24 protein-coding genes are annotated in these 25,067 nt (G+C 54.4%); 4 read left to right on the top strand and 20 right to left on the bottom strand.

Annotation, left to right across the window (positions count from 1 at the left end):
* Position 1: 1 nt before the first annotated feature.
* Positions 2 to 793 carry a YdcF family protein gene (locus tag SE15_RS11610; protein WP_054522264.1) on the bottom strand — a complete coding sequence of 264 codons (792 nt, stop codon included), beginning with the start codon at positions 791 to 793 and terminating at the stop codon, positions 2 to 4.
* Positions 794 to 1,012: 219 nt separating this feature from the next.
* Between SE15_RS11610 and gpmA the strand changes: the two genes are divergently transcribed.
* Entirely contained in the window at positions 1,013 to 1,765 is a 753-nt protein-coding gene (gene gpmA / locus SE15_RS11615; protein WP_054522265.1) for a 2,3-diphosphoglycerate-dependent phosphoglycerate mutase, read from the top strand.
* A 39-nt stretch (positions 1,766 to 1,804) separates the two neighbouring features.
* Here the strand turns inward: gpmA and SE15_RS11620 are convergent, their stop codons facing one another.
* The 9 genes from SE15_RS11620 to SE15_RS11660 all read right to left on the bottom strand — a co-directional run bounded on the left by SE15_RS11620 (position 1,805) and on the right by SE15_RS11660 (position 11,733).
* Positions 1,805 to 2,452: a sterol desaturase family protein gene (locus SE15_RS11620; RefSeq protein ID WP_054522266.1), complete on the bottom strand. Its 648-nt coding sequence runs from the start codon at positions 2,450 to 2,452 to the stop codon at positions 1,805 to 1,807.
* Between the two features lie 4 nt (positions 2,453 to 2,456).
* Positions 2,457 to 3,092: an IMPACT family protein gene (locus SE15_RS11625; RefSeq protein WP_054522267.1), complete on the bottom strand. Its 636-nt coding sequence runs from the start codon at positions 3,090 to 3,092 to the stop codon at positions 2,457 to 2,459.
* Positions 3,093 to 3,097: 5 nt separating this feature from the next.
* A complete protein-coding gene (locus SE15_RS11630) occupies positions 3,098 to 4,189 on the bottom strand; it encodes a hypothetical protein (RefSeq protein WP_054522268.1) in 1,092 nt (363 codons plus the stop codon).
* 104 nt (positions 4,190 to 4,293) lie between these two features.
* A complete protein-coding gene (pgmB, locus tag SE15_RS11635) occupies positions 4,294 to 4,941 on the bottom strand; it encodes a beta-phosphoglucomutase (RefSeq protein ID WP_054522269.1) in 648 nt (215 codons plus the stop codon).
* Positions 4,938 to 7,154, bottom strand: coding sequence for a glycoside hydrolase family 65 protein (locus tag SE15_RS11640; RefSeq protein ID WP_054522270.1), 2,217 nt, complete (start codon positions 7,152 to 7,154; stop codon positions 4,938 to 4,940). Before SE15_RS11640 ends, pgmB begins: the two co-directional genes overlap by 4 nt.
* Positions 7,155 to 7,161: 7 nt before the next feature.
* Entirely contained in the window at positions 7,162 to 8,097 is a 936-nt protein-coding gene (locus SE15_RS11645; protein WP_054522271.1) for a carbohydrate ABC transporter permease, read from the bottom strand.
* 19 nt (positions 8,098 to 8,116) lie between these two features.
* On the bottom strand, positions 8,117 to 9,085 hold the full coding sequence (locus SE15_RS11650) for a carbohydrate ABC transporter permease (RefSeq protein ID WP_201778100.1): 969 nt from the start codon (positions 9,083 to 9,085) through the stop codon (positions 8,117 to 8,119).
* A gap of 64 nt (positions 9,086 to 9,149) precedes the next feature.
* The gene (locus SE15_RS11655) at positions 9,150 to 10,472 is read right to left on the bottom strand and encodes an ABC transporter substrate-binding protein (RefSeq protein ID WP_054522272.1); all 1,323 of its coding nucleotides are present in this window, start codon (positions 10,470 to 10,472) and stop codon (positions 9,150 to 9,152) included.
* Positions 10,473 to 10,644: 172 nt separating this feature from the next.
* Positions 10,645 to 11,733 carry a LacI family DNA-binding transcriptional regulator gene (locus tag SE15_RS11660; RefSeq protein ID WP_083461903.1) on the bottom strand — a complete coding sequence of 363 codons (1,089 nt, stop codon included), beginning with the start codon at positions 11,731 to 11,733 and terminating at the stop codon, positions 10,645 to 10,647.
* A 229-nt stretch (positions 11,734 to 11,962) separates the two neighbouring features.
* Here SE15_RS11660 and SE15_RS11665 point away from each other — a divergent pair, with 229 nt between their 5' ends.
* The 3 genes from SE15_RS11665 to SE15_RS11675 are packed head-to-tail and all read left to right on the top strand — an operon-like array spanning position 11,963 to position 15,896.
* Positions 11,963 to 12,550: a PadR family transcriptional regulator gene (locus SE15_RS11665; RefSeq protein ID WP_054522273.1), complete on the top strand. Its 588-nt coding sequence runs from the start codon at positions 11,963 to 11,965 to the stop codon at positions 12,548 to 12,550.
* A gap of 21 nt (positions 12,551 to 12,571) precedes the next feature.
* The gene (locus SE15_RS11670; RefSeq protein ID WP_054522274.1) at positions 12,572 to 13,318 is read left to right on the top strand and encodes an ABC transporter ATP-binding protein; all 747 of its coding nucleotides are present in this window, start codon (positions 12,572 to 12,574) and stop codon (positions 13,316 to 13,318) included.
* 22 nt (positions 13,319 to 13,340) lie between these two features.
* Complete coding sequence (locus tag SE15_RS11675; RefSeq protein WP_054522275.1) at positions 13,341 to 15,896, top strand: FtsX-like permease family protein; 2,556 nt, start codon at positions 13,341 to 13,343, stop codon at positions 15,894 to 15,896.
* Positions 15,897 to 15,987: 91 nt separating this feature from the next.
* Here SE15_RS11675 and hypE read toward each other — a convergent pair whose 3' ends face one another.
* The 10 genes from hypE to SE15_RS11725 form a co-directional block, all read right to left on the bottom strand.
* The gene (gene hypE, locus SE15_RS11680) at positions 15,988 to 17,073 is read right to left on the bottom strand and encodes a hydrogenase expression/formation protein HypE (RefSeq protein ID WP_054522276.1); all 1,086 of its coding nucleotides are present in this window, start codon (positions 17,071 to 17,073) and stop codon (positions 15,988 to 15,990) included.
* 30 nt (positions 17,074 to 17,103) lie between these two features.
* Positions 17,104 to 18,195 (bottom strand): hydrogenase formation protein HypD, encoded by a 1,092-nt coding sequence (gene hypD, locus SE15_RS11685; RefSeq protein ID WP_054522277.1) that lies wholly within the window; start codon positions 18,193 to 18,195, stop codon positions 17,104 to 17,106.
* An 18-nt stretch (positions 18,196 to 18,213) separates the two neighbouring features.
* A complete protein-coding gene (locus SE15_RS11690) occupies positions 18,214 to 18,459 on the bottom strand; it encodes a HypC/HybG/HupF family hydrogenase formation chaperone (protein WP_054522278.1) in 246 nt (81 codons plus the stop codon).
* Between the two features lie 25 nt (positions 18,460 to 18,484).
* Positions 18,485 to 20,797 (bottom strand): carbamoyltransferase HypF, encoded by a 2,313-nt coding sequence (gene hypF / locus SE15_RS11695; RefSeq protein ID WP_054522279.1) that lies wholly within the window; start codon positions 20,795 to 20,797, stop codon positions 18,485 to 18,487.
* Positions 20,794 to 21,465: a hydrogenase nickel incorporation protein HypB gene (hypB, locus tag SE15_RS11700; RefSeq protein WP_054522280.1), complete on the bottom strand. Its 672-nt coding sequence runs from the start codon at positions 21,463 to 21,465 to the stop codon at positions 20,794 to 20,796. Before hypB ends, hypF begins: the two co-directional genes overlap by 4 nt.
* A 30-nt stretch (positions 21,466 to 21,495) precedes the next feature.
* Positions 21,496 to 21,840 carry a hydrogenase maturation nickel metallochaperone HypA gene (gene hypA, locus SE15_RS11705; RefSeq protein WP_054522281.1) on the bottom strand — a complete coding sequence of 115 codons (345 nt, stop codon included), beginning with the start codon at positions 21,838 to 21,840 and terminating at the stop codon, positions 21,496 to 21,498.
* Positions 21,841 to 21,878: 38 nt separating this feature from the next.
* A complete protein-coding gene (locus tag SE15_RS11710) occupies positions 21,879 to 22,361 on the bottom strand; it encodes a cyclic nucleotide-binding domain-containing protein (RefSeq protein WP_054522282.1) in 483 nt (160 codons plus the stop codon).
* A gap of 115 nt (positions 22,362 to 22,476) precedes the next feature.
* On the bottom strand, positions 22,477 to 23,043 hold the full coding sequence (locus SE15_RS11715) for a hydrogenase maturation protease (RefSeq protein ID WP_054522283.1): 567 nt from the start codon (positions 23,041 to 23,043) through the stop codon (positions 22,477 to 22,479).
* A complete protein-coding gene (locus tag SE15_RS11720; protein WP_054522284.1) occupies positions 23,036 to 24,478 on the bottom strand; it encodes a Ni/Fe hydrogenase subunit alpha in 1,443 nt (480 codons plus the stop codon). Before SE15_RS11720 ends, SE15_RS11715 begins: the two co-directional genes overlap by 8 nt.
* Before the next feature lie 25 nt (positions 24,479 to 24,503).
* Complete coding sequence (locus SE15_RS11725) at positions 24,504 to 25,046, bottom strand: NADH-quinone oxidoreductase subunit B family protein (RefSeq protein ID WP_054522285.1); 543 nt, start codon at positions 25,044 to 25,046, stop codon at positions 24,504 to 24,506.
* Positions 25,047 to 25,067 lie beyond the last annotated feature (21 nt).

A 25,067-nucleotide genomic window follows, 5' to 3' on the forward strand; every position in this document is an offset into this window, starting at 1 on the left:
CTCACAACCAGCCTTGTAGGTGGTAAATCAGGATACCCAAATATTCTTTGAGGCTGCTGGTGGTAAGTCCCAGGTTATCGGCGGTTGGTAGCAGGTTGATGATCTGGCTGGCCAGGTTTGGCTGCCAGAGATCCTGCCAGTTGCTCTCGGTGACGGTGTAATCGGTGGGAGCAGGGATGACTTCAAACCCCTGGTGTTCAAAGAGAGCCACCGAGCGTGGCATATGTTGTGCGGATGTCACCAGGATGATTTTTCGAATGCCTTTTGCGCGTAAAATTTCTGCTGAGTAGAGCGCGTCCTCGTAGGTGTTTTGTGAACGAGGCTGCAGCCACAGCGCTTCATTGGGGATGCCGATCAGTTGCATCAGGTCAGCCATTTCTTCCGCTGGCGTGCTGCCTCGTTGGCTAAGCCAAGAGATGTAGCCCCCGCTGAGCAGGAGATGTGGGGCCTTCCCTTGTTTGTAGAGGCGGGCAGCGAAGAGAACGCGATCGCCCGCGCCGTTGATCTCTACGAAACGACGGGGATAAGAAGGGGCTTCGGTACCACCCCCCAGGACCACGATCACTTCGGCGCTGGGAATTTCGGCAGGAGGAAGGTAGCGCCATTCTAACGAACGGGCCAGGCTGTAAGCCACCCATCGGTTACCCCCTAACCATAACACGAGAAGAGCGCTTGCCGTGAGAATCTGCTTACTACGTGTGGATTTACGCAGCAGGGCAACAATCAGGAATACACACGCCAGACCTAACGGGTAAACAAAGAGAGGTAAAAATTTGGATAGGAAGACAAACATGGGCTATCCCTGCTTTGAGTGGGGATATGAGCCCTATGATTGTAACAGAAAGATCGGGGGATAGCCTGGCTCAATGCTCAAAGACTGCCAAAGATGGATAATTCGAGGTAAAATCTAGTCGTGTGATCGTCTTTCTGAAGTATAATTTTTGTGTAAAATTTCACGAGATGTTTATGGGGTGCTTTTAACCCAACTTTACTCTGGAAAGGAGAGAAACCTATGGAGAACCTCGTACTTGTCCGCCATGGTCAGAGCGTGTGGAACATGGAGAATCGTTTTACCGGTTGGACGGATGTAGATTTGACCGAACAAGGGAAGGAAGAGGCACGTTGGGCAGGTCGGCAATTGTTAGCCGAGAAGTTTGAGTTTGATATTGCTTTCACTTCGGTGCTCAAGCGTGCCATCCGCACTTTGTGGATCATTCTGGATGAAATGGACTTGATGTACCTGCCTTATGAAATTGCCTGGCAACTGAATGAGCGGCATTACGGAGCCTTGCAGGGGCTGAACAAGGCTGAGATGACCCTCAAGTACGGGAAGGAACAGGTTCACCTCTGGCGGCGAAGCTACGATGTACCACCACCACCCCTGGATTGGGATGACCCTCGCCATCCGCGCTTTGATCCGCGTTACAAGCATGTGGATCCTAAACTATTGCCCGCTTGTGAATCCTTGAAGATGACTTTGGAGCGTGTGCTGCCTTACTGGCATGAGAAGATTGCGCCGCGCTTGCAAGCGGGTGAGCGGGTATTGATTGTGGCCCATGGGAACAGCCTGCGTGCGCTGGTGAAATATCTCGATAACATATCAGATGCGGATATTCCCGAGCTTAACATCCCTACCGGTATTCCGCTGGCCTATGCGCTGGATAAGGACCTCAAGGTAATATCGCGGCGATACCTGGCAGATGAAGAAACCGTGCGTGCGGCTGCTGAAGCCGTGGCCAAGCAAGCCGAAGCCAAGCAATCCTAGGCTATATTCGGTATTGGGCTCAACCAGAAAGGGCGAGATTCAGTCTTGCCCTTTTCTTTTACCCTGCGTACCCCAAACATAATCCCATAGCGGGGATGAAACGCCAAAGCGTTGATCAGGTGTCTTATAGTGATGCTGCATGTGATGGCGCTTAAGGGTTTTCCAGATACCGCGGCGCATTGGAAGGTGATGCGTGGCGTAGTGGATCAAATCGTAGCCCAAATAGCCTGCAATGAAACCTGCAAAGGTGGGACCTAACCAGTGCGGAGCCGCGAGAAGGCGGTTGAAAATCAGCCAAAACAGCCCGTAGAAAATGAGAGACAAAGGAATGCTAACGATGGGGGGCATCACCAGGCGTGTTTTGCATTGAGGCTGAACATGATGAATGCCGTGAAAAAGGAAGATCAGACGCTCCTGGAAGGGGGTTCGAGGGCGGAAATGAAAGACAAAGCGGTGAAGGGTGTACTCAGTGAAACTCCATAGAAAAAGTCCCAGACCGAAGCCAAGTGGGATCTGCACCCAGAGAGCACGAGCGAGCGCCTCAAGGATACCGTACCCTAGAAAGAACAATGCAACCGGAAGCCAGATGATCACCACTACGATGGGGTGAATATGGGTAAAAAACTCCAGGAAGTCAGATTTGAAAAGACGAATGGGCTGCGGATCGTGTGATATTGGGTGATTCACTTGCTTACCTCGTTGGGGTGGAGGGAGGGAGTGGGATTACCTGCTCGACGCCTTCCTGTAGTATCTGTACCGCTATTTGACCACGTGCACCTTCCTCCAAGGCCGAAAGGAAATTTGTGACCTGAGATTGGACCACCGAAACCGTAAGATGCACCTCAGAGGTAAACTGTCGGTCCAGGAGGTAGGCGTTTAGACGGGATAATTTCTTTTCAACATAATTATACAAAGCATACGGGATTTGTAAACTCAATATGGTCACCCTGGTTTTTTGGCCAAACCGGGCGATATCCAGCACTTGCAAGGCGGCTTCGCGGTAAGCACGGGCTAACCCTGCTGTACCCAGTTTGATGCCCCCAAAGTAGCGAGTCACGATGAGTAAGGCGTCTTCTATCTGGCGTGACTTAAGGGCAAGCAGGATGGGTTTTCCCGCGGTGCTGCCGGGTTCTCCATCATCCGAAGAGTGTTCCAGGTTACTCACAATATAAGCATAGGGATGATGAGACGCATCGGGAAACTCGCTCCGGACTTTCGCCAGGATTGTACGCACTTCATTTTCACTGTGGGCGGGATAGAGGGAGGCAATGAAACGCGACTTGGAGACGACCCATTGGGAACGTGCGGGTTCCAGGGGAACAAACATAGAGGTTATTCCAAGTGTTCCAGGATAAAGTTAGCAATTTGGGCAGCCCCGTTGGGGGCAGACTCAACGGGGGGGCGGCGGGGTAAGGCCAGCAATTCATCCAGGTGCCTTGTCCAGGCTCCGTTCATAAATTCGGGAGTGGGGATGTGCAAGGAAGGCATGTGATGGCGGATAAATTCGGCCAGTGGAGCGGATTCGCGGAATCGTTCCCGAGTGGCATATCCAAAGGGGATGCCGGCATGATAGGCTTCAGCAATCGTGCTATATCCAACTTTACCGATGACGGCATCGCTGGCATATAACAGGTCGGGGTGGTAAAAACCACTACGGTGTGGAAGAAGAATTAAATTGCCGTCCCGAGCGGGTTGGGAGGTGCTGCCGGGGATGATAAAGGTCACCTCAGGATGCTGTTTTAGGGCAGCAAATGCCGCGTAGCGGTGCTCGATTCCTCCCATTGTGATCAACACGGCAGGTGTGGTTTCGGGGATTTTTAAGCGGGCGCGGGTTTCGGAACGGCTGTGTTTGGGTGCACGGCTGACAGGGCCAACGCGCAAATCGCATGAGCAACGCTCACAATTGGGCTCGGTCTGAATGTGATAACTGGCACGAGCGAACCAATCCCGGTAGTAGGTGATTATGGAGATCAGTCGAGGTTCCTCGGACAGGTAACCCTCAAAGATCCAATCCCAGGTGAAATTCTCAATCAGGAAAGAAGGCAAGCCAGCCTGCTCGGCCACAGCAATTCCTAGAGGGGCAATGTCACATACAACGGCCTGGCAGCCTAAATGACGTATTTGCTCGCCCAGCATGTTTATCTCCTCGGCGGGGAAGGGGAGTCGTTGTGCATGGGCCATAAATGTTGCAGGTAGATCCTCGTCCCATGGGGTGCGCTGGACAATGCCTACATCAGCGAGATAATCGTGATAGGCGAATCCATCTCCGAGCGTGTCTTCGAAAAACCAGGCCGGGACCTGGGTGAATATTTCGAACGCAATCCCGGGGTGTAGTTGCTTAAGGTTTTCCATTACAGCTGCCGCACGGGCTGCATGACCAAATCCATGCGAGGAGATAAAGAATGCCAGTTTGAGAGATACCATCGTAAAGCCCGTTTTTGCGGTTGAGTTGGCTCAATTTTACCCCATGTAAAGCCTCAAACCCCAAGCAGTGGGGTTTGAGGCGGTGAGGAGGAAGGAAGATTGGATCAGGAACCCAGACGTTCCAGAACGCTTGCAAGGGAGAGTCCGCTGAGGGAATTGAGGATGAGGTCGGCCTTACCCACTCGTTCCTGTGGTCCCAGGCCAATAACCCGCATACCAGCGGCGTGTGCGGCTTCTACCCCGGCTTGGGCGTCTTCAACTACCACACAAGCTGTGGGTGGTTCCTGGAGCAATTCTGCGGCCTTGAGAAACAGATCGGGAGCGGGCTTGCTCCGCTCAACCATGGTGCCGTCCACTAATACGTCTATCCATGGAAACAAGCCAAGCCGCTCCACCACGGTGCGGGCATTTTTACTGGAGGAAGCAATGGCGGTCTTCAAGCCGGCGGTGCGGATGGCTTGAAGGAACTCAAGGGCACCGGGGAGAAGATTTTGAGGGGTAATCTGATTGATGAATTCAAGGTAATAGCGATTTTTCCTTTCCGCCCATTCCTCAAATTGATCTGGAGGTAGCCTGCGTCCTTTGAGCAGCAGGCGCAGTGAATCATGTCGCGAGACCCCCCGCAAGGCTTCGTTGTCTTCCCGGGTAAAGGGAATGCCCTCTTCATCTGCCAGGCGCTTCCAGGCCTGGTAGTGGAATTCAGAAGTATCGGTAAGCACTCCGTCCAGATCGAAAATGAACGCGCGGATCACGAAGCCTCCCGATGGGATATATGTTGAGGAGTCTCGGAATGCACTTCCACTGCGATGGGTTGGCCGCGCCACATAAACTTAAAGGCCACGCGCTTCCAGTGAGGGGGGAGGGCGGGTTTGAGCGTCCATCCGTGTTCTGAGACGCGTAACCCGGCGAAGCCGAACACTACGGCCTGCCAGACCCCTCCTGCCGAGGCGCCGTGAATTCCATCCTCGGCGTTGCCGCGCACATTCTCCAAATCGGCTCGCGCCGCACGCATAAAGTGCTCATAGGCTTCTAAGGGGCGTCCCACTCGACAGGCCATGATGGCCTGGATGGAAGGTCCCAACGAGGAGCCAAAGGTGTGATCGGTGCGCGGGGTGTAATAATCGTAGTTTGCCTTAACCACGTCATCATTGAATTGGTCCGGCAGAAGGTAGAGCAGCATCAATACATCGGGTTGCTTAATGGCCTGGGTTTGGTTAACGCCTTCAATACCAAAAAGCACTTGCACGGAGACGTTTCGAGGCTCAAGATCGGCCATGAGCACATCTTTGCGCTGGAAATAGCCCTCAAATTGCTCAATCAGCCCTCTCTGGGCATCCAGCGGACAGTACAGGTGTTCAATAACCTTCTGCCAGTGGCTCAGTTCTTCGGGGGTTAATTCCAGGCGCCGGACAAGATCGCCATGTACGTCTGGATGGTGCGTTTTCAGCCATTCTAAAATCTTAAGCGCGGTTTGCAGGTGCCAGCGTGCCAGGTAATTGGTGTAGGCATTATTGTCCACGTGGTCGTGGTATTCATCCGGACCAATGACATCAGTGTATTCATAGCGTTCCAGGGAGGGATTCCACTCGGCGCGGCTGGCCCAAAAACGTGCGGTATCCAGGATTATCTCGGCGCCGCGTTCGCGCATTAAGGTATCATCCCCAGTGGCTTGCCAGTACTGGTGAATGGCATAGGCAACATCGGCGGAGATATGGATTTCAATGTCGCCGGTCCAGATACGTATGAGTTGGGTGGGATCGTTGAAATGGGGTACCCAGGTTGGCGTCACCTCATCCCCGGTGGCAGCGCTTTCCCAGGGGTATTGCGCACCTTTATAGCCGTTGCGCCGGGCTTTACGGCGTGCTCCCTCCAGGTTGTGCCAGCGGTAGGAAAGCAGGTTGCGCGCAATCTCGGGGCGGGTATAGGTAAATAGAGGGAGCATAAAAATCTCGGTATCCCAGAAAACATGCCCTCGATAGCCGTAACCGGAGAGGGTTTTGGCACCGATGCTTACCCGCTCGTCCTGCCGGGGGGCTGCAATCAGGAGTTGGAAAACGCTAAAACGTACCGCTCGCTGGGCTTCTTCATCTCCCTCGATGATAACATCGCAGGCCTCCCACTCCTGCTGCCAGGCGGCGGCATGAGCCGCCCAGGCTTGATCCCACAAGGGAGGAGGGGTCTGAGCCAGGCGTGCCTGAACTGCCTGAGTGGGGTCCGTAGTTTCCCGACTGCTATAAAGGTAAACGATCTTCTCACCTCTGACCGGTTTTTCGGGTGAGGATTGTGTGCGAGCCACCAGAACGGGGTGATTGCGTACATCCCACCCTTCGCGCTCAATGGCGGCATGGCTTTCTACATAAAGACGAGCCCCCATGGCCACGGTCAGGCGGGTCTTTCGGGTTGCGCAAGTCAGCCAGGCCTCTTGGGGGGAAGTTGCCTGATCTTGCCATTCCCAGTGCTTAAACTGGAGGTTATCTGTTTCGCCGTTCAGACCCGCCCGGATTTCGATTGGGCCTTGGTAATCCAGCGGGTGGATTGAAAAGCGAATAAGTAGTAGATGAGGATCAGCCAGGCTGATAAAGCGTTGGAAATGAAGCAGGGTTGTGCGTCCTTGAGGACTGCGCCAGCGGACCTGGCGTTCGAGCAAGCCGGCGCGAAGATCGAGATGCCGTTGGAATTCCAGCAGGGTACCTTGTTCCAGCGAAAAGCGTTCTCCTGCCAGGAAAATTTCCAGTTCCAGAGCGTCGGGCAGATTGACTAATTCAGTGAAGTGCAAGGGGACATCATCGAACAAGCCGTGCATAAACGTGGCGCGTTCTTCCCCGTGATACCCTTCTTCGAAAACACCGCGCGTGCAGAAGACACCGTTGCCGATGGTAAAAACGGTTTCCCAGTGCCGTTGGCTTTGGGGATCAAAACGAGTCTGTTCGATGTGCCAGAGAGAACGTGATGTAGAAGTTTCCATGGTTTGTTTATCCCTCTTTTAGTCCAGTACCTGCAATACTTTGAACAAAATAGCGTTGGAATAAGAAGAACAGGATCAGGATCGGGAGCGTGTTGAAGAGCGATCCCGCCAGGACCTTAGAGATCAGTGTGTAATATTCGCCACGGAACCAATTTAACCCCAGGGGGAGGGTGAAGTTCTCAGGAGTGCGCAGAATGACCAGTGGCCACATAAAGGCGTTCCATTCACCCTGGAAGGTCAGTAGCGCCAGGGTGAGCAACTGGGTCTGGCTGAGCGGAAGGACGATGCGGAAGAAAATGCCCCAACGCCCCAGCCCGTCCATCATGGCAGCCTCTTCCAATTCGCGGGGCAGGCTCTTATAGAACTGGGTCATCATAAAAATGCCAAATGCTGTTGCAATTCCCGGCAGGATGACGCCCCCTAAATTGTCAATGAGGCCAAAACCAGTGGGTAGAGTAATATCGCCGATTTTGAGACCGCCACGAATGATACCCGGACCGACAACCAAAAAGGCGGGAATGAGGGTGACCTGCCCCGGGATCATCATTGAGACCAGCATGGCATTAAACAGGAATCCTTTGAGAGGGAAGTCCATACGTGCAAAAGCATAACCTCCCATGGCGCAGAAGAGGACGCGCAGGATGGTCACGGCCAGCGAGACAATCAGGCTATTTAGTAGCCAGCGCGGGAAGAGAGGGAGGGCACCGATCACATCGCGAAAGTTATCCAGAGTGAAGGGAATGGGCCAGAAAAGCGGTGGATCATAGGCGTTGGCCACGGGCTTGAGGCTGAAAACCAGGGTGAAATAAAGGGGAGCCAGACAGATAATTGACCAGAGGATCAGGATCAGGTAAAACAACGGGGTTTTGAGGCGATCGTACCACAGAATCAGACGGTCGCTTATGGAGAGAGGCCGGGGTTGGGCTTGTGTAAGAGTGGTCATCCTTCCCTTCCTTAAACGCTCACTGACTGACAGTACCGCTGCCTTCGATGATTCGCCGTTGGAGTAATGTGACAATGAAGATGATGAGAGCCAGGATAAAGGCTGCTGCAGAAGCCTGCCCCATTTTCACAGTTGTGTCACGAAAGGCCCACTTGTAAATCAGATAGGCAATAGTGGTGGTGGAATCCAGCGGCCCGCCGGCGGTCATCACGTAGATTTGGTCAAAGACCTGAAAACAGCCGATGATTCCAACTGTGACTACAAAAAAGATCACCGGCCGTAGCATGGGGATGGTGATATAGCGGAAAATTTGGAACTTGTTCGCCCCATCAATGGCGGCGGCTTCGTAGAGGGCGGTGGGAATATCTTGTAACCCCGCCAGGAAGATGAGCATGAGCGTTCCGCTGGTGGTGAAGATGTTGACCATCATGATGGTGTAGAAAGCGTAGCGCGGATCGTTGAGCCAGTTGATATTTAGGCGGAAGATCTGGTTAATGACGCCTATCGGACTGAAGAGCCAGACGAAGATGAGCGAGATGACTACCGAGGAAGTGACCGAGGGCAAGTAAAAGATTGTGCGAAAGAGACGGCGGAAGCGAATCTTTTGGTCCATGGCAAAGGCGAGGACCAAACTAATGATCGTTTGCACAGGGACTACGATGGCAGTGTATTTGAACGTATTGGGCAAGGCCTTGCGAATGAACAGATCATCACATGTGGGACGCGGTGCGCCCTCGGGCCGAGGGAACCAGGACTCTACGCATAACACACGTCGGTAGCCTTCTAATCCCCACCATTGAGGGGGACTGAGCAAATTGTATCGGGTGAAGGAAAGGTAAAAGGCGTAACCAATCGAGAAGACGGTGAAGACCAGGAAGATGAACAGATAAGGCAGAAGAAACGTATAGGCGGTGAGGGTTTCGCGTCGGCGGCGTGCTTTTTGACGCAGGGTGAGTGCAGGTGCGAGCGGGGCAGAGGAAGCGGTCATTCTAATTTTCCTCCAGGTACCGAAAAAGGGGGAGGGGAATCAGGCCCCTCCCCCTGTGATGCACCTACTTTAACTCGGCCAGTTTCTGGCGAATGGCCTCAGCGGCTTGTTTGAAAGACTCTTCCACGGATTGGTTCTCAAGATAAACGCGTTCTAGGGCTTTGGTCATCTGATCATTCACGTCTGAGCCGACCAAACCCCACATGAAAGGACGCGCACCCTGGAGTGCTCCGCGGAAGATCGCCGCAGAGGCTGGGTTCGTCTTCAGGTAGTCGCTCTCCTGTAGTGAGAGGCGGGTGGGCAGGGCAAAGCCGCTTTCCATTACTTTCCTCTGCGCGGCCTCGCTGGTCAGGTAATTGATGACGCGCCAGGCGGCTTCGGGATTCTTGCTGTTCTTGGAGATCACATAAGCCACGGTGAAGATTAGATTGCCCTCACCCTTGGGCCCGGCGGGGGGCACGACGACCCCGTAGTTGATATTGGGGAACTGCTGCTTGAGGTAGGGGATCAGCCAGCCGCCTTCATAGACCATGGCGAATTGACCTTTGCCAAAAACGGTTCCTTGCCAGCCCTCACCTACATCTGCTGGAATGGCCCCGATTTTCTCGGCGCGGAAGGAGGTGTAAAACTTTCCGGCTTCAATGGCTTCGGGCGAATCCAGCAGGGTATCCTGGAAATCGGGGGTCATGATCGAACCACCGTTTTGGAAGACGAAGATGGGGAAGCGCCCTGCGTCAGCCGGTACTCCCAGACCGTAGATGTTGTTGGCGGGGTTAGAGAGTTTTTCAGCCGCGGTTTTTAGATCGTCCCAGGTCCAGTCGTCCGTGGGTTCAGCCAGGCCGGCTTGGGCAAAGAGGTCTTTGTTGTAGAAAAGCCCGAGGGTGTTGAAATCTTTGGGGATACCGTAGACCTTACCATTAGCAGAGAATGCGTCAATGAGCGAGGGAATAAACTCCTCCTTCTTGGTGCCGGTCGTGGCCATCAGATCATCCAGCGGCAGCATGACGTCATCCTGCACGAAGGCCGGGAACTGGAAGATATCCATGTAGTAGATATCCGGTTCTGTGCCAGCGGCAATGGAGGTTTTCAGAGTTGCCCAGAAATCTCCGGTAATGGGTTCGTATTTCACTACAATATCGGGATTCTCGGCAGTGAAGTCCAGTAACAACGACTGGAGCAGTGCTGTTTCTTCGGGACTGGCGGCCCAACCAGAAAGACGAACCACCGCGCGCTGTGCGGGTACTTCTTTGACTACTTCCTGGGTTACAACAACCTGCTTTTCAACTTCGACGGTCTCTTTGACAACCTGGGGAGTGGCAGGGGCGCAGGCCGCAAGGATTAACGCCACGATTGCCATCAGGACCATTGTCATACGTAAGGTTTTCATGGGTTCTCCTCCTTAGATTTGCGCATCGAGAGAGTGAAAAGGGTGTGTTATACTATCGGGTTACAAGCAGGCGCAAGCCTTGCTTGGTGGGGCCACCCTGGCATGCCCTGGCGGGGAGAAGGGTGGCTCCTTTATTGAACAGTGGGGGGAGAGTCGGCAAAACTTGAAAACTTTACCGGTTGACCACCTCCTTTGCTGAGGGTGAATTTGAGAGCGCACTCGCCTTGGCGTTTGGAGCTGTTGAGGCGCGTACGATCAGAGTGGGGGGAACCAGCAAGCACCGGGGTTCGGGGGGAACACCGGTTTCGATAATGTCAATCAGGTGTTGGATGACCTGCTGACCAATTTCCCAGATGGGTTGTCGTATAGATGTCAAAGGCGGAGTAAGATAGCGAGCCAGGGGAATGTCGTCAAAGCCCGAAATGGCTAGGTCTTCCCCCACACGCAAACCACGCTCTTGCGCAGCCTGCATGGCCCCAATGGCCATGTAGTCGTTGAGGGCGACTACAGCCGTTGGGCGTTGTGGAAGGGGCAGGCTGAGGAGGTGGTGGGTGGCGTGGTAGCCAAAATCCAGGCGTCCTTCGCCGCGCAGAATTAATGCGTGGTCAACCGGAATACCCACCTCGCTCAGAGCGGTCAGATAGCCCTCCAGGCGGTTATTACCTACCCGGGATTCCTCCGGCCACGCCAGGACCGCGATGCGCCGATGACCCAGCGTGATCAGATGCTGGGTGACATCGTAAAGCCCGCGTCCACCGTCCACATCAATGCACGGGAAGCGCCAATCGGGATTTGAGCGTCCGAAGGCTACAAATGGAAATTTCCGATCCTGGAGGTAGCGGATGCGAGGATCATTGTATTCCACACTTGAAAGGATGAATCCATCAACCCGTCCCGCGTCTATTAGTTCGGCGTAAGCGGCTAATTGTTTGTCAACCTGATAATGATAGGGAAACATGAGCAGGAAATAGCCACGGGCCTCTGCGGCGACGAACATGCTCTGAAGAAACTGGTCCAGGATTGGGTTGGTTTCGTCTGGTGGGGAAGGGGGCCAGGAGTAGCCGATGGTAAAACTGCGCTGCGCACGCAGGCTGCGGGCGTTGTAGTGTGGGGTATACCCCAGTTCTTCGATTGCTTTCCAGATGCGGCGTTCCGTCTCTTCGGAAAGGCGGATCTGGCGGTTAAGAAGCTTTGAGACCGTCTGGTAAGAGACCCCAGCGCGGCGGGCAACATCCTTAAGGGTGGCGCGGTTTCTGACCATGGGTGGGATTGAGGTAAATAAATCTCTGAATGCGAACGTTCGTGCGAACGTTCGCATTCATTGTAGCAAGTTTTGAGAGCAGAGTCAAGAGGTGGAGTGATTCCTTCACAAACTCTTTGGGTTCTTTTTCGGCGTAACCCTCGCGAAAATCCCACGTGCAATCTCCTTGACAAAAATATGTACCGGTTATATATTTTCGGGAAAATATGTAACGGGTGAGTGTTTTGCTATGTCTGTTCGCAATGCTATCCTGGGACTGCTAAGCCAGCGTAATCGCTACGGCTATGAATTATTGCAGGCCTTTCAGGCAATGGCAGGGGGGCGTGAGACTTGGGATCTCAAACCAGCCCAAATCTACACGACTCTATTGCGATTGAAGGAAAGCGGGTTGATTGCGGAAGATGAGACCTGTTCATCGGAACTTCCCGAAAAGCGTCGTTATGCCATTACCGCCGCCGGGCGTGAGGAGTTAAAGCGTTGGTTTGAAACTCCGGTGCGGGTTGAGCCTCAGCGGGATGAGTTCTTTCTAAAACTCATGTTAGCCCTGGCCACGGGCCAGGCTGATCCGCGCCGCCTGATTTATATTCAGCGTGCCAGTTTATTCCAGGAACTGCACCGCCTTTCCACTCTACGCATGGAATTGGACCCTTCCACTTCACTAGCACATATCCTTTTACTAGATCAGGCGGTAATGCACCTGGAAGCCGATTTGCGCTGGTTGGACATGATTGAAGCCCGGTTGGAAGAGGTACGTAAGCAACCCATCCCTGAGCCGGAGCATCGCCCACGCGGCAGGCCTCAAAAGATCGCAAAATGAAAAAGAAGGAGGAATCTCAACATGCAACCCATTGTCTCCACCCAAGACCTTACAAAAGTTTATGGGCATGGTGCCACTGCCGTCCATGCTCTGCGAGGCATTAATCTGGCCATTCAGCCCGGTGAATTTGTGGCCGTAATGGGACCCAGTGGGTGTGGGAAGTCCACCCTGCTACATCTCATCGGCGGTTTGGATCGCCCAACCTCCGGCAAGGTGATGATTGAGGGGGAGGATCTCACTCGATTGAACGATGATCAGGTGACCGCACTGCGGCGGCGTAAAATGGGCTTCGTCTTTCAGTTTTTTAACCTGATCCCGGTTCTCAATGCTTTGGAGAATGCAGCCTTACCGATGATTCTGGATGGAATGCGACCGAATGAGGCCTACCAGCGGGCACGTGAATGGTTGGAACGTGTTGGGTTGGGCCCCAGGCTGACCCACCGCCCTTCGGAACTCTCGGGGGGTGAGCAGCAGCGTGTGGCCATCGCGCGTGCTCTGGCCAGCGAGCCGTCTATTATCCTGGCCGACGAACCTACGGGCAACCTGGATTCTCGGGCCTCGGAAGAAATTGCCATGTTGCTGCGCCAGATTTCTTCCGAGTGGGGGCGCACAATTCTTCTGGTCACCCATGATCCTCGCATTGCGGCCTACGCAGATCGAATTGTGTTTTTGAAGGATGGTCAGATTGTGGATGAGACGATCATGGAAAGCCGTAATGGAGACGAGGTTAGTGCGGTCGTGGGAAAAATGAAGGAAATTGGTGACTGATTGCGGCGAAAAGGAGTGCGGCATGAACCTGTACATAAAGTTAGCACTTCGCTATCTCAGCGGACGAAAATTGCGCACTGCGTTGACAACCCTGGCCATTCTGTTTGGCGTGCTGGTCATTTTTGGCATGAATACGTTCATGCCAACATTTGTCCAGGCGTTTCAGACCCAGATGATGGCAGTTGCCGGGCAAATTGACGTTACCATTACCCATAAAACAGGCGAAGCATTTGATCCCGGCGTGCTGGAGAAAGTGCGCCAGGTGGAAGGGGTTAAAGTTGCGACCGGATCACTGGAACGGCTGATCAATCTTCCGGCGGATTATTTCGATCATGCCCCCAATCTCCCCGACCGTGTTAATGCGGTATTGCTTAAAGGGATTGATCCAGACCTTGCTCGGCAGATGATTGTTTTCAATGTGGTCGAGGGACGCTTTCTACAACCCGATGACCCGAGCGCGGCGGTGATTACCCGTTCTCTTGCCCGTGAGGTAGGGGTTGGGGTGGGAGATACCCTATCGTTGCCCACGGCCATAGGGATCGCAGATCTAAAAATCGTGGGGCTTTTGCCCGAACGGGCGTTGCCCGGAAATGAAGAAGTGCTGGTAACCCTTGCCGAGGCCCAGCGCTTGCTCAACATGCCGGGGAAGATCAACCTCATTGACATCAACCTGGATACGTTAGAGGAGGCGCGACGAGCGGAGATTCAGCAACGTATCCTCACAGCAGTGGGAGATGCCTATAAGATAGGTGCGCTGGAGAGCGGTTCGGAGATTTTGACCAATATCCGCAACGCTCAGATGATTTTCAATTTGATGGGGTTTCTGGCGCTTTTGATGGGGGGGTTCATCATTTTCAATACCTTTCGCACCATTGTGGCGGAACGCCGCCGCGATATTGGGATGCTGCGGGCACTTGGTGCCAACCGTGCCACCATCCGGGGACTGATCCTGACCGAGGGATTGATTCAAGGGGTCGTAGGGACTGTGGCGGGCCTGGTATTTGGCTATCTGTTTGGCTGGTTACTGCTTCAGCTGATTGTGCCCGTTGGCCAGCAGTACCTCAATATCAAAGTCGGGCTGCCAGCTGTCTCGCCGTCTCTGGTATTGGTGTCGTCCATCATGGGAATTGGTGTGACGGTGCTGGCGGGCTTGCTGCCAGCGCAGTCTGCCGCGCGGGTGACCCCCCTGGAGGCTTTACGCCCTTCGGTAGGGCAGGTAAGTCTTAAGCGCCTGACTGGCTTTTCCTTCTGGAGTGGTGTGGTGCTGATGGTTTTAGGGGTGGCCATTCTTATCAGTGGTCAGGCAGCCTGGCTGGGGATCGGAGCCATCTTTTTCGTGGGCGCATTGATTTTGATGGCGCCGGCATTGATCAATCCGATTGCGGTATTATTTGGTAATCTCCTGGCTCTTCTTTTTGCCCGTCAAGGCACGGCGCAACTAGCGGAAGGTAATCTCAGCCGCCAGCCCGGTCGTGCCACCGTGACCGCCTCTACCACCATGATCGCGATGGCCGTGGTAATTATGATGGCCAGTGTGCTCTCCTCGGTCACGCTGACTTTCATCCATGTGCTGGAAAAGAGCCTGGGGAGTGACTTTTTGATTATGCCGCCGACTGTGGCTGTTTGGGGTTCGAACACGGGTGCGGCGCCCGAATTGGCGCAAAAATTGCGTGAAATCCCGGGTGTGGAACTGGTAAGCACTCTGCGCTTTGCAGGGAGTCAGATGAACGGCGTTGCGGTTGGTTTGCTGGGGGTGGACCCACGGGCCTACCGGCAGTTGGATGCCCTTTCCTTCAGCGCAGGGGATCCAGAGAGCGCCTACCGGGCCCTGGAGAACGAACGCGCTATTATCATCAATGGGGTCTTAGCGGCGGCGGCTGGTATTCACCTGGGGGATGAAATCACGCTGTTGACCCCTACGGGTCAGCAGGTCTATCGCGTGGTCGGCATTGCCACGGATTATTTGAACGCCAAGACGACCACTGGTTACATCTCCCAGCAGAATCTGGCCGTAGATTTTGGTCGTAATGAGGATGTCTTTTATCAGGTCAATCTCAAATCAGGGGCCGATCAAGCCGCGGTGGAAGCCGCCATTACGCAGTTGCTTAAATCCTATCCCCAGTTTAAGTTATTTAGTGGCAAGCGATATGTGGAAGAGAACAAGCGCTTGCTTGATGTCGTGCTTCTCAGCATGTATGCCATGGCCGCCTTCCTGGCCATTCCTTCATTGATTGCAATGGTGAATACATTGGCCATTGGGGTAATCGAGCGCACCCGCGAGATCGGCATGTTACGTGCGGTAGGAGCAACTCGACGGCAAATCCGCACTGTCATCCTCTCGGAGGCCCTGATTCTTTCTGCCATTGGCACGTCATTTGGTATCCTGGCGGGTCTGTATATGGGGTATATGGCAGTAAAAGCCTTTGAGGGGATGGGTTTCCCCATGATGTACCTGTTCCCCGCTTCGGGCATCCTGGCGGCTATTGCTATTGGGATCCTGTTTGGTGCGCTGGCAGCGACAGTACCGGCACGTCAGGCAGCACGGCTCAACGTGGTGGAAGCTCTGCGATACGAATAGAAGAGGAAGTCAGAAGAGCATGTTCCGGCCGGTTGGGGTTAAGAAACCCTAACCGGCTTAATTTTGGGCGAGGGGCTAAACGTTGCCCAAATCAGCAGATTCGCGGAAGCATTTCCCCGCTCAGGATCTCGAGAATGCGGTGAGTGCCCAACATCGTGCGCAAGATCACGCGCCCGGCGGGTTGGCTCTCTACGTACCCAATGCGCACGGCTTCAGCACCGTAAGGAGCACGGTGCATGGCCGCCAGCGCGGCGTCGGCTTCTTCAGGGGGGACGATGGCGATAACTTTCCCTTCATTAGCAATGTAGAGAGGATCCAGGCCTAGCATCTCGCAGGCTGCACGAACTGCTGGCCGGATTGGGATGGCCGTTTCCTCGATTCGAATGGCTACCTGGCTTTGCTGGGCGATTTCATTCAGCGTTGTGGCCAATCCTCCTCGGGTGGGATCGCGGAGCACGTGGGTATGAGGAGCGCTCTGTAGCAAGGCCTGGATAAGGTGATTAAGCGGGGCAACGTCGGATTGAATCTCCGTCTCAAAGCCCAATTCGCCGCGCGCACTGAGCACGGCGATCCCATGATCGCCAATGGGTCCGGAAAGCAACACGACATCGCCGGGTTGAGCGCATGCACCTCCGAGGGGGGGCCTATCGGGTGGGATCCAACCGATGCCGGTTGTGGTGATGAACATGCCGTCCCCCTTTCCCTTTTCAACCACTTTGGTATCCCCGGCCACCAGAACCACCCCGGCCTCCTCAGCCGCGATTCGCATGGAGCGCACAATACGTTCCAGGCTTTCCAGACTTAGACCTTCCTCCAGGATGAATCCGGCAGTGAGGTAGAGCGGGATGGCGCCGCTCATACTGACATCGTTGACGGTGCCGCATACTGCCAGGCGCCCGATATCCCCACCCGGAAAGAAAAGGGGAGAAATGACGTGTGAGTCTGTAGAAACGGCTAAATGGCCAATATCGGGTTTTCCCAGTGATAAGGGCAGATGCGCAAAGTCATTGCCAGCATTCAGATAAGGGTTGCCCAGGTGGGCCTGGAAGATGGTGCGGATCAGATCGTGCGTCATGCGTCCTCCGCTTCCATGACCCAGCACGATGCGTTCGGCATGGGTAAGGGGAAGCGGGCACTGGGGGCCTTCAAAGGCGGGCAGGTTAGTTAAGTTGGTCATGCATATCCTCTCTGAATCAGGCACCTGCTTTTACGGATGGCTGCGTCCGTAGCGGTAGTAGGCCGCACAGGCACCCTCGGCTGAAACCATGGGGGCGCCCAGCGGGGCCTGGGGGGTACACTGGGTGCCGAAAGCCGGACATTCATGGGGCTTTTTAATGCCCTGCAAAATCTGACCGGCAATGCATAAGGGCGATTCCTGGGCATGAATGGTGCCCACGTCGAAGCGTTTTTCCGCATCGAAATCAGCCCATTCCGGGCGCAATCCCCATCCGCTCATGGGAATAAGGCCGATACCGCGCCAGTTTCGATCACAAGGTTCGAAGACCTGATCAATGATTTTTTGGGCGGCACGATTGCCCTCGCGGGTTACGGCACGGGAGTAAGCATTTTCAACCCCCACGTGTCCTTCTTCCAACTGACGCAATGTCATCAGAATTCCCTGCATTAGATCCACAGGTTCAAAGCCAGTGACCGTCATGGGCACTTGGTACTTTGCAGCGATGGGCTCATACTCCCAATAGCCCATAACTGTGCAAACATGGCCTGCCAACAAGAAGCCTTGTACCCGGTTGGTGGGGGTACTTAGTATGGCGTGCATGGCTGGCGGCACGCGCACCTGAGAAACCAAAAGAGAATAGTTCTTTAACCCGAGCGCCTGGGCTTGAAGCAGGCTCATGGCATTTGGGGGGGCAGTGGTTTCAAAGCCAATAGCAAAGAAAACCACCTCCTTGTCTGGATTTTCCCGGGCAATCCGAACAGCGTCCAGAGGGGAATACACTACTTGAACCCGTCCACCCGTGGCTCGAACTGCGAAGAGGTCACGTTGAGAACCGGGTACGCGCAGCATATCTCCATAGGAGCACAGGATGGTATTGGGACGGGAAGCAATGGCGATTGCCTTATCAATCAATTCCAGAGGGGTGACACACACTGGACAACCTGGCCCATGCACAAGTTCGATCTCAGGGGGCAGCAACTGATCCAGGCCATATTGCAAAATGGCGTGCGTTTGTCCACCGCAAATCTCCATCAGCACCCATGGCCGGGTGACGCGGTGCCGAATTTCTTCTGCAAGCCGATGTACCAATTCAGCGTTGCGGAATTCTTGCCACAATTGCATGGCAGGCTCCTGAGCAAATCACACTGCGCTATTCTCGTCCAGAGCACCCATCTCACGCAGTAATTGCAGGGTCTCCAGAGCCTCGGCCTCACTCAGCCGGTTCAAAGCAAAGCCGGCATGGACGATGATGTAATCACCTTCTTCGACCTCTGGTAGTGTTTCAATGCAGGCTTCACGGTAAACCCCGCCAAAGTCCACCTTTGCCATTCGCAAGCCGGCTTGCTGATAAATGGTCACGATCTTGCCGGGAACACCCAAGCACATAATTATCCTCCATCAATAAATAGAGCTAAAACCCAGTTGAGTGTGGATTAACTTTGATCCACGAGGCTCCAATCATTGCCTGACCCAGCGCCAGCCCGCCATCATTGGGGGGGACCTGGAGGTGAATGAAAACCTGAAATCCTTTTTGTTCCAGAGCGCGCATGGTGTGTCGCAGTAAGACTTGATTCTGCCACACTCCGCCGCTGAGCACAACCCGGTTAAGCCCTTTGGCCTGACGGATCTGTTCGGCTACATCCACACACAGATTGACAATACTATTATGAAAACGAGCAGCTATGCGAGGAGACGGAGTGCCCCGCCGTAAATCATCCAGAATGGCTTCCCAAAAGGGGCGGAGCAGGATGGTGGGTGGTTCAACAGGCAAGGGGTAGACCCCTTTTTCATCTTCATCAACCAGGCTTTCTAGTTCCATGGCGGCTTGCGCCTCATAATTGGCTTCGGCACGGATGCCAATGAGGGCGGCGACGGCATCGAACAGACGCCCCATGCTTGAGGTTAGGGGAGAATTGATTTTCCTTTCCAACATGCTGCGGAGCAGAGTGCGCTCCTCAGGGCAAAGAGCTTTCACTGGGGGCAGATCCTCATCCCAGGGCAGTTTGCATGCCCAGAGGTGTGCGAGGGCCATGCGCGCCACCTGATGCACAGCCCGATCGCCCCCAGGCAGGGGCACAGGCGTGAGATGGGCATAGCGATGATACCCTCCGTAGGTGCCAATCAGAACCTCGCCTCCCCAGATGCTGCCGTCGGTTCCGTAACCAGTGCCATCAAAAATCAGCCCGATTACTGGTTCGGGATCTTTGATGCCGTTATCTGCCAGGCAGGCGGCCAGGTGAGCGTGGTGGTGCTGCACCAGGAGAAGGGGGATGTTCTCCGCGCGAGCCCGTTCCTGAGCATAGTGGGTGGCGAGGTAGTCGGGATGCAAATCCGCCACTATCCATTCTGGTCGGGTGCGGAAAAGCCTCTCGTAATGCTGGATGCCCTCCTCAAAGGCTTGAAAGGTTTCGTAGTTTTGCAAATCGCCAATGTGGTGGCTTAGAAAGGCATAGGTTCCGCGTGTCAGGCAGAAGGTGTTTTTCAGTTCGCCGCCAGTGGCCAGGATGGGAGGCACTTCCTGAGGCAACCGGATGGGGTCCGGGGCATAACCCCGCGCGCGGCGCAGCGGATAAGGGCGGTGGTTGAAGGACCGTATTACTGAGTCGTCCACCCGGGTGTGGATGGGACGATTATGGATCAGAAAGCCATCTGCCAGGCGTGAAAGGCGCTCTAAAGCCTCTTTATCCCGATAGGCAATTGGCTCTTCGCTCAAATTTCCACTGGTCATTACCAAGGCTTCGGGGAAGCCAGGTGCGGGTTCCAAGAGCAGAAGGTGTAGGGGTGTGTAGGGAAGCATGAAGCCCAGGGTGCGTTGTCCCGGTGCCACTTCACTGGCTATGAGGGAGGTCGGTATGCGTTCCAGCAGTACGATGGGGTGCTGGGGGGCGGTCAGCAGGTTTTGTTCGGATTCGCTTACCCTGGCATGGCGGGCGATGATTGAAAGGTCAAAGGCCATTAAGGCAAAGGGCTTGTCACTCCTTTGTTTCCGGCGACGCAATTCGCGCACACTCTCCGGACGAGTGGCGTCGCAAGCCAGGTGGTACCCCCCCAGCCCCTTGATAGCTAGAATGCGCCCTTCAGCCAGCCAGGTTCGTGCCAGTTGAAGGGCTGCTTCTCGCTCTGCAACTACCTTGCCCTCAGGGGTGAGGAATTGGAGGTGCGGGCCGCATTCCGGACAGGCAATGGGTTGGGCGTGGAAGCGCCGGTTGGTGGGGTCGTGGTATTCGGCAGAACAGGCCGGGCAGAGGGGAAATTCGGCCATGGTGGTGTTGGGCCGGTCATAGGGAATGGTGCGGATGATTGTGAAGCGAGGGCCACAGTTCGTACAGTTGATAAAAGGGTACCGGTAGCGCCGATTTTTAGGATCGAATAACTCTTGTCGGCATTCTGGGCAGATGGCCACATCCGGGGAGACGGGGAGGAATTCTTCCGCGTTTGCCTGGCTTTCAATGATTTGGAAACTCGTCCAGTGATTAGTAGAACTGGGAAATACCTCAAACGAATCGATCCGGGCCAGGGGAGGTGCTTGGGTTTGCAAATCAGCAACGAAAGATTGCAGAGCCCGCGGATCACCGCAAACTTCGATTTCTACGCCGGCCGCGGTATTGCGTACCCACCCGTTAAGATGATGGCGGGTGGCCAGAGTGTAAACGAATGGGCGAAACCCTACCCCTTGAACAATGCCGCGGATGCGTATATACAGTCCTTGGGACGAAGGTTTCATTGCCGTCTAGTGTTGATCTCAGCGCGCAACCATTCTAGCCAGGGTTCTAAGCCTTCCCCTGTTTTGCAGGAGAGGGGAAAGGTCAGCAAACCGGGATTGAGCAGTTCTACGCCTTGGCGGAAATACGCCATGTTGAAATCAATATAGGGCAATAGATCAATCTTGTTAATGATTAACACATCCACTCCCCGGTACATGTTGGGGTACTTATACGGCTTATCATCTCCTTCTGGGATGCTGGCGATCAGGATATTCCGATGTGTACCTAATTTGAAGGTGGCTGGACAGATTAAGTTGCCAACATTTTCGACGATGATGAGATCCAGGTCTTTTAAGGTCAGTTGAGCCAATCCGCTGCGGAGCATGACTGCATCCAGGTGGCAATCACCGCCCGTGTTAATCTGCACAGCCGGGATACCTAATGCGCTGACTTTATCTGCGTCAATAGTGACTGGCGCTGTGTCGCCCTCGATCACAGCCATTCGTACCTCAGAAGCCAGGGCTTGCAGAGTGCGCAAAATCAGGCTGGTTTTTCCGGCGCCTGGCGAGGCCATGACATTAAGCGCAAGCACTCTGGCTTCATCAAGCAGGCGACGGTTAAATTCAGCCACCTGGTCATTAGCATCCAGGATTTTTTCGACCACCGGAATTTTAGTTGTGTTGGTCATGGTCATCTCCTTAAACTGAAAAAGGCTGAACTAACGCTCTATCTCGATGCTTTCCAGGTAGAACTCGTCTCCTGAGAGCAAGGTGAGATTCAGGCTGTTGCACTGCGGGCAAGGCTGGATTTCGCCGGTCACCTCGAATTCATGCTGACAGTCCTGGCAGCGCATGCGTGGCGTCAGGCGCTGAAAGTGTAGACGCGCCCCCTCACAAATGGTGCCACCGCTGATCAGGTCCCAGTAGAACTGGACCGAGTCATCAACAATGCTGGAAAATTTGCCCAGAACAATGTGAATGTCGGTGACACGGCGGGCACCCGCTGCCTGGGCATGTTTGAGGGCAATGGAAAGAATGTTCTCGGTGATGGGTAACTCATGCATGAGAATTCAAATTATACCGATAACTGCCTCTTTATCCTTTATCCTACCGTCTCGCGGGAGGAATTGATCAAAATCTCCATCAGGTGCAGGCGAATCACCAATAACTGGCTGGCAACAACATTTGCCAATCGGCGAGTAATGACATAACCAAGATGCGGATCTGATTCGCATTGTTGCTGCAAGGCCCTTCCCTCAAAGGCGAGCAAGCGCATAGGGGTTAGTGCGCGCACGGTCGTGGTGCGCTGGCGCACCACGGGGGTGAGCACTGACCAGCCAAGGATGTCAAGAGGCTCTGCCTGAAAGATGCGAATTGATCCATGACCGGGCATGCTGATCTCTACGCTGGCGCGACCATCCAGAACAAGGTAGAGAAAATCAGGCAGGTCACCTTCCTGGAAAAGAGTTTCACCGGGGGCTAAATAGCGCTCACGCGCCAACCCTGCCAGGGTCTCTAACTGGCGCTGGCTGAGTTCTACAAACCAGGGGATGCTTTTAAGTAAGGCGACCAGGTCAACTTCCATATGTCCATACCACCGCTAACGGCTCAGGCACTTCATTTGTATAGTTTTTATCATCTTGAGGGTTTGGATTATAGTGACCTCTGTAATCATTGAGGACGCAAATTGTCACCAAATCCTAGTCATTTGGAAGGAGGGAAGTTAACCACCGCACCAGGACATCCAGGGCTGCATTCAGTAAAGCATGGGTGCGGGCTGACAATTTGCGTGCAAAGCCGAATTCATAACCCCTCACAGAAAGCAAGACGGCCTGGGGAGCGTGCCCATAGAGTGTCTCGGCCAGTGCAAGGCAGGATTCTGGGGTCAGATGATGGCTGAGTGGGGAAGGCTGAAAGCCGGGGTGTATGGGTAGCCAGGTGATCTCTGCCGGTAGGCTGCCCGTGTGGGCATCCACAAAACAAACATGCGTATAGGTAGCGATCTCCTCAGCCATCTCCGGCGTGAGTTGCAAGTCGGTGCGCAAGGTGAGCCGATCCTCAAGGATCGTTTGTTCGCCAATCTCCAAAGCCCCGGGGTATCCCAATTGTCCTGCCAGGTGGTTGATCAAATGCCAGGCGATTCCATCATCCTGGCGGTCAGGGTTACCAATGCCCAGGATGAGGATGCGAGGTGCTGGGGAAACTTCCTTCCCCCTCCCCCAGGGGGAAGGAAGTTGAGAATGCGAAAGGAATGTCGTGTTACTCATGCAAACGCGTGAGGGTTTGTGCTAGCCTACCCTGAGCGTCTATGATCTCGATGACCATCGGCATTTGCCCTACGGCATGGGTTGAGCAAGAGAGGCATGGGTCATATGCTCGCACAGCGGCCTCCACTCGATTGAGCAGACCCTCGCGAATATCCGGCCCTGTGATGTAGGTCTTGGCCACGCTTTCGACGGCTTGGCTCATTGCCCAATTGTTGTGGCCCGTAGCAACGATCAGATTGACCCGCTCGATCTGGCCGTTGGACTTGGCCCAGTAATGGTGGAACAGGGTGCCGCGTGGGGCTTCAATCACCCCAATGCCTTCTCCACGGAACTCCTGGCGCGTGTTCAGGATCTCCGTACTCAAAATGTCGGGATCATCGAGTAGCGTGCGCACATTTTCGGCCGCATATAGCGCTTCGATCAGGCGCGCGTAGTGGTAGTAAAGGGTCTGTTCAACAGGTTTGCCGGCGTTGAGGGCTTTAAATGCCTTTAATGCTTCATCGGCTAATGGTGTGGCAATGCGTTCGGATACATTGAGACGCCCAAGCGGACCCACGCGGTAAACCCCGGCAGGCCACCCCATTTTCTTGTAGTAAGGGAATTTGAGGTACGACCAGGATTCTACGTGTTCAGCAATGTAGTTCAGGTAATCACGGCCGGCAAAATGCTCCAATTCGCGACCGTCAGAATCAATCAGCCGCAGGTCTCCATCATAGAGCTCGAGTGTATTGCCGGCTTCGACCATTCCCAAGTAGCCGGTGGAGAAGATCGCAAAGCGGTTGATGTCCTCCTGGTTGCTCTCTGCCCAATCCTGGAAAATCTTCAAGCCGATTTGGATGGTCGCAATGGCCTCGTCCAGGCCAGCCAGGATTTGATCGCGCTCACTGGCTGTGAGGGCTTTGTTGACCCCACCTGGAACGGCAAAAACAGGGTGAATGCGGCGACCGCCGAGAATGTTGATGATCTCCTGCCCGTATTTTCGGAGTTGCACAGCGCGCAGGGCTAACTCGGGGTTGGCGCGGATTAATCCCACCACATTGCGAATGGCAGGATCGGCGTCAAACCCCAGCAGCAGGTCAGGGCCTGCCAATTCAAAGAAGTGCATCCCATGGCTTTGGATGACCTGCCCCATATGCATTAACTCACGTAGCAACTGGGCCGGTCGTGGTGGGGGAGAGCCATAAAGGTCATCACAGGCCTTAGCGGCTGCCAGGTGGTGTGAAACCGGGCAGATTCCACAGATGCGCGGGGTAATGACCGGCATTTCAAAGGCCATGCGCCCTTCACAGAATTTTTCGAAGCCACGGAATTCGTTGATGTGTAAATAAGCGCGCTCGACTTTACCATCTCCATTCAAGTGGATGGTGACCTTAGCGTGGCCTTCAATCCGGGTTACCGGCTCAATGGTGATTTTTTGCGTGGTTACTGTTGCCATACGTGTTTCCTCCTCTAGTCTACCCTTAATGCCACTGGAGGCGCTCGTCCTTGAGCACGGGGATACGCCCTTGAGCCAGTTCACTCAGCACGTAGTAGATAATCTCCGCGCTGGGCGGACAACCCGGAACATATACATCTACGGGCACTACTTCGCTCACGGCGCGCACCCGGGTGGGTTTAGCCAGTTCGGGGTCGTCAGGGATCTTACCCTCCGCGTCGGTGCTTTCTGTCTCTACATAAGCCCGACGTAAGGCATCCTCAATCTTGAAGAAGTTGCGCATGGCTGGAACACCACCGAAGACCGCGCAATCTCCCAGCGCTACCAGAATTTTGCAACGCTTGCGCATTTTGTGTGCAACTTCTTCATTGGCGGTATTGTTGATCCCCCCTTCCAAAATGCCTACGTCCACCCCGCTTGCGTCGGGTTCTTTTAGATCAGTGATGGGGGAGGAGCGCAGGTCAACCAGGTCAACGAGGTTAACAATCCGTTCGTCAATATCTAAAAAGGACATATGACAGCCGGCGCAACCGGCTAACCAATCGGTGGCTACCTTTGGTTTATTCATGGCTACTCCTTCTCGCTCGAT

The organism is Thermanaerothrix daxensis, from assembly GCF_001306145.1.
Classification (GTDB): domain Bacteria; phylum Chloroflexota; class Anaerolineae; order Anaerolineales; family Anaerolineaceae; genus Thermanaerothrix; species Thermanaerothrix daxensis.

Bases quoted from the DNA above. Each gene is read 5' to 3' on its own strand.
- SE15_RS11625 (WP_054522267.1), bottom strand. From the start codon at position 3,092: ATGTTTGTTCCCCTGGAACCCGCACGTTCCCAATGGGTCGTCTCCAAG.
- SE15_RS11710 (WP_054522282.1), bottom strand. From the start codon at position 22,361: ATGGAAGTTGACCTGGTCGCCTTACTTAAAAGCATCCCCTGGTTTGTA.
- SE15_RS11645 (WP_054522271.1), bottom strand. From the start codon at position 8,097: ATGACCACTCTTACACAAGCCCAACCCCGGCCTCTCTCCATAAGCGAC.
- SE15_RS11660 (WP_083461903.1), bottom strand. From the start codon at position 11,733: ATGGTCAGAAACCGCGCCACCCTTAAGGATGTTGCCCGCCGCGCTGGG.
- SE15_RS11675 (WP_054522275.1), top strand. From the start codon at position 13,341: ATGAACCTGTACATAAAGTTAGCACTTCGCTATCTCAGCGGACGAAAA.
- hypB (WP_054522280.1), bottom strand. From the start codon at position 21,465: ATGACCAACACAACTAAAATTCCGGTGGTCGAAAAAATCCTGGATGCT.
- hypF (WP_054522279.1), bottom strand. From the start codon at position 20,797: ATGAAACCTTCGTCCCAAGGACTGTATATACGCATCCGCGGCATTGTT.
- hypD (WP_054522277.1), bottom strand. From the start codon at position 18,195: ATGCAATTGTGGCAAGAATTCCGCAACGCTGAATTGGTACATCGGCTT.
- SE15_RS11690 (WP_054522278.1), bottom strand. From the start codon at position 18,459: ATGTGCTTGGGTGTTCCCGGCAAGATCGTGACCATTTATCAGCAAGCC.
- gpmA (WP_054522265.1), top strand. From the start codon at position 1,013: ATGGAGAACCTCGTACTTGTCCGCCATGGTCAGAGCGTGTGGAACATG.
- SE15_RS11610 (WP_054522264.1), bottom strand. From the start codon at position 793: ATGTTTGTCTTCCTATCCAAATTTTTACCTCTCTTTGTTTACCCGTTA.
- SE15_RS11670 (WP_054522274.1), top strand. From the start codon at position 12,572: ATGCAACCCATTGTCTCCACCCAAGACCTTACAAAAGTTTATGGGCAT.
- SE15_RS11720 (WP_054522284.1), bottom strand. From the start codon at position 24,478: ATGGCAACAGTAACCACGCAAAAAATCACCATTGAGCCGGTAACCCGG.
- SE15_RS11640 (WP_054522270.1), bottom strand. From the start codon at position 7,154: ATGGAAACTTCTACATCACGTTCTCTCTGGCACATCGAACAGACTCGT.
- SE15_RS11665 (WP_054522273.1), top strand. From the start codon at position 11,963: ATGTCTGTTCGCAATGCTATCCTGGGACTGCTAAGCCAGCGTAATCGC.
- hypE (WP_054522276.1), bottom strand. From the start codon at position 17,073: ATGACCAACTTAACTAACCTGCCCGCCTTTGAAGGCCCCCAGTGCCCG.
- SE15_RS11655 (WP_054522272.1), bottom strand. From the start codon at position 10,472: ATGAAAACCTTACGTATGACAATGGTCCTGATGGCAATCGTGGCGTTA.
- SE15_RS11725 (WP_054522285.1), bottom strand. From the start codon at position 25,046: ATGAATAAACCAAAGGTAGCCACCGATTGGTTAGCCGGTTGCGCCGGC.
- SE15_RS11715 (WP_054522283.1), bottom strand. From the start codon at position 23,043: ATGAGTAACACGACATTCCTTTCGCATTCTCAACTTCCTTCCCCCTGG.
- SE15_RS11650 (WP_201778100.1), bottom strand. From the start codon at position 9,085: ATGACCGCTTCCTCTGCCCCGCTCGCACCTGCACTCACCCTGCGTCAA.
- SE15_RS11630 (WP_054522268.1), bottom strand. From the start codon at position 4,189: ATGGTATCTCTCAAACTGGCATTCTTTATCTCCTCGCATGGATTTGGT.
- hypA (WP_054522281.1), bottom strand. From the start codon at position 21,840: ATGCATGAGTTACCCATCACCGAGAACATTCTTTCCATTGCCCTCAAA.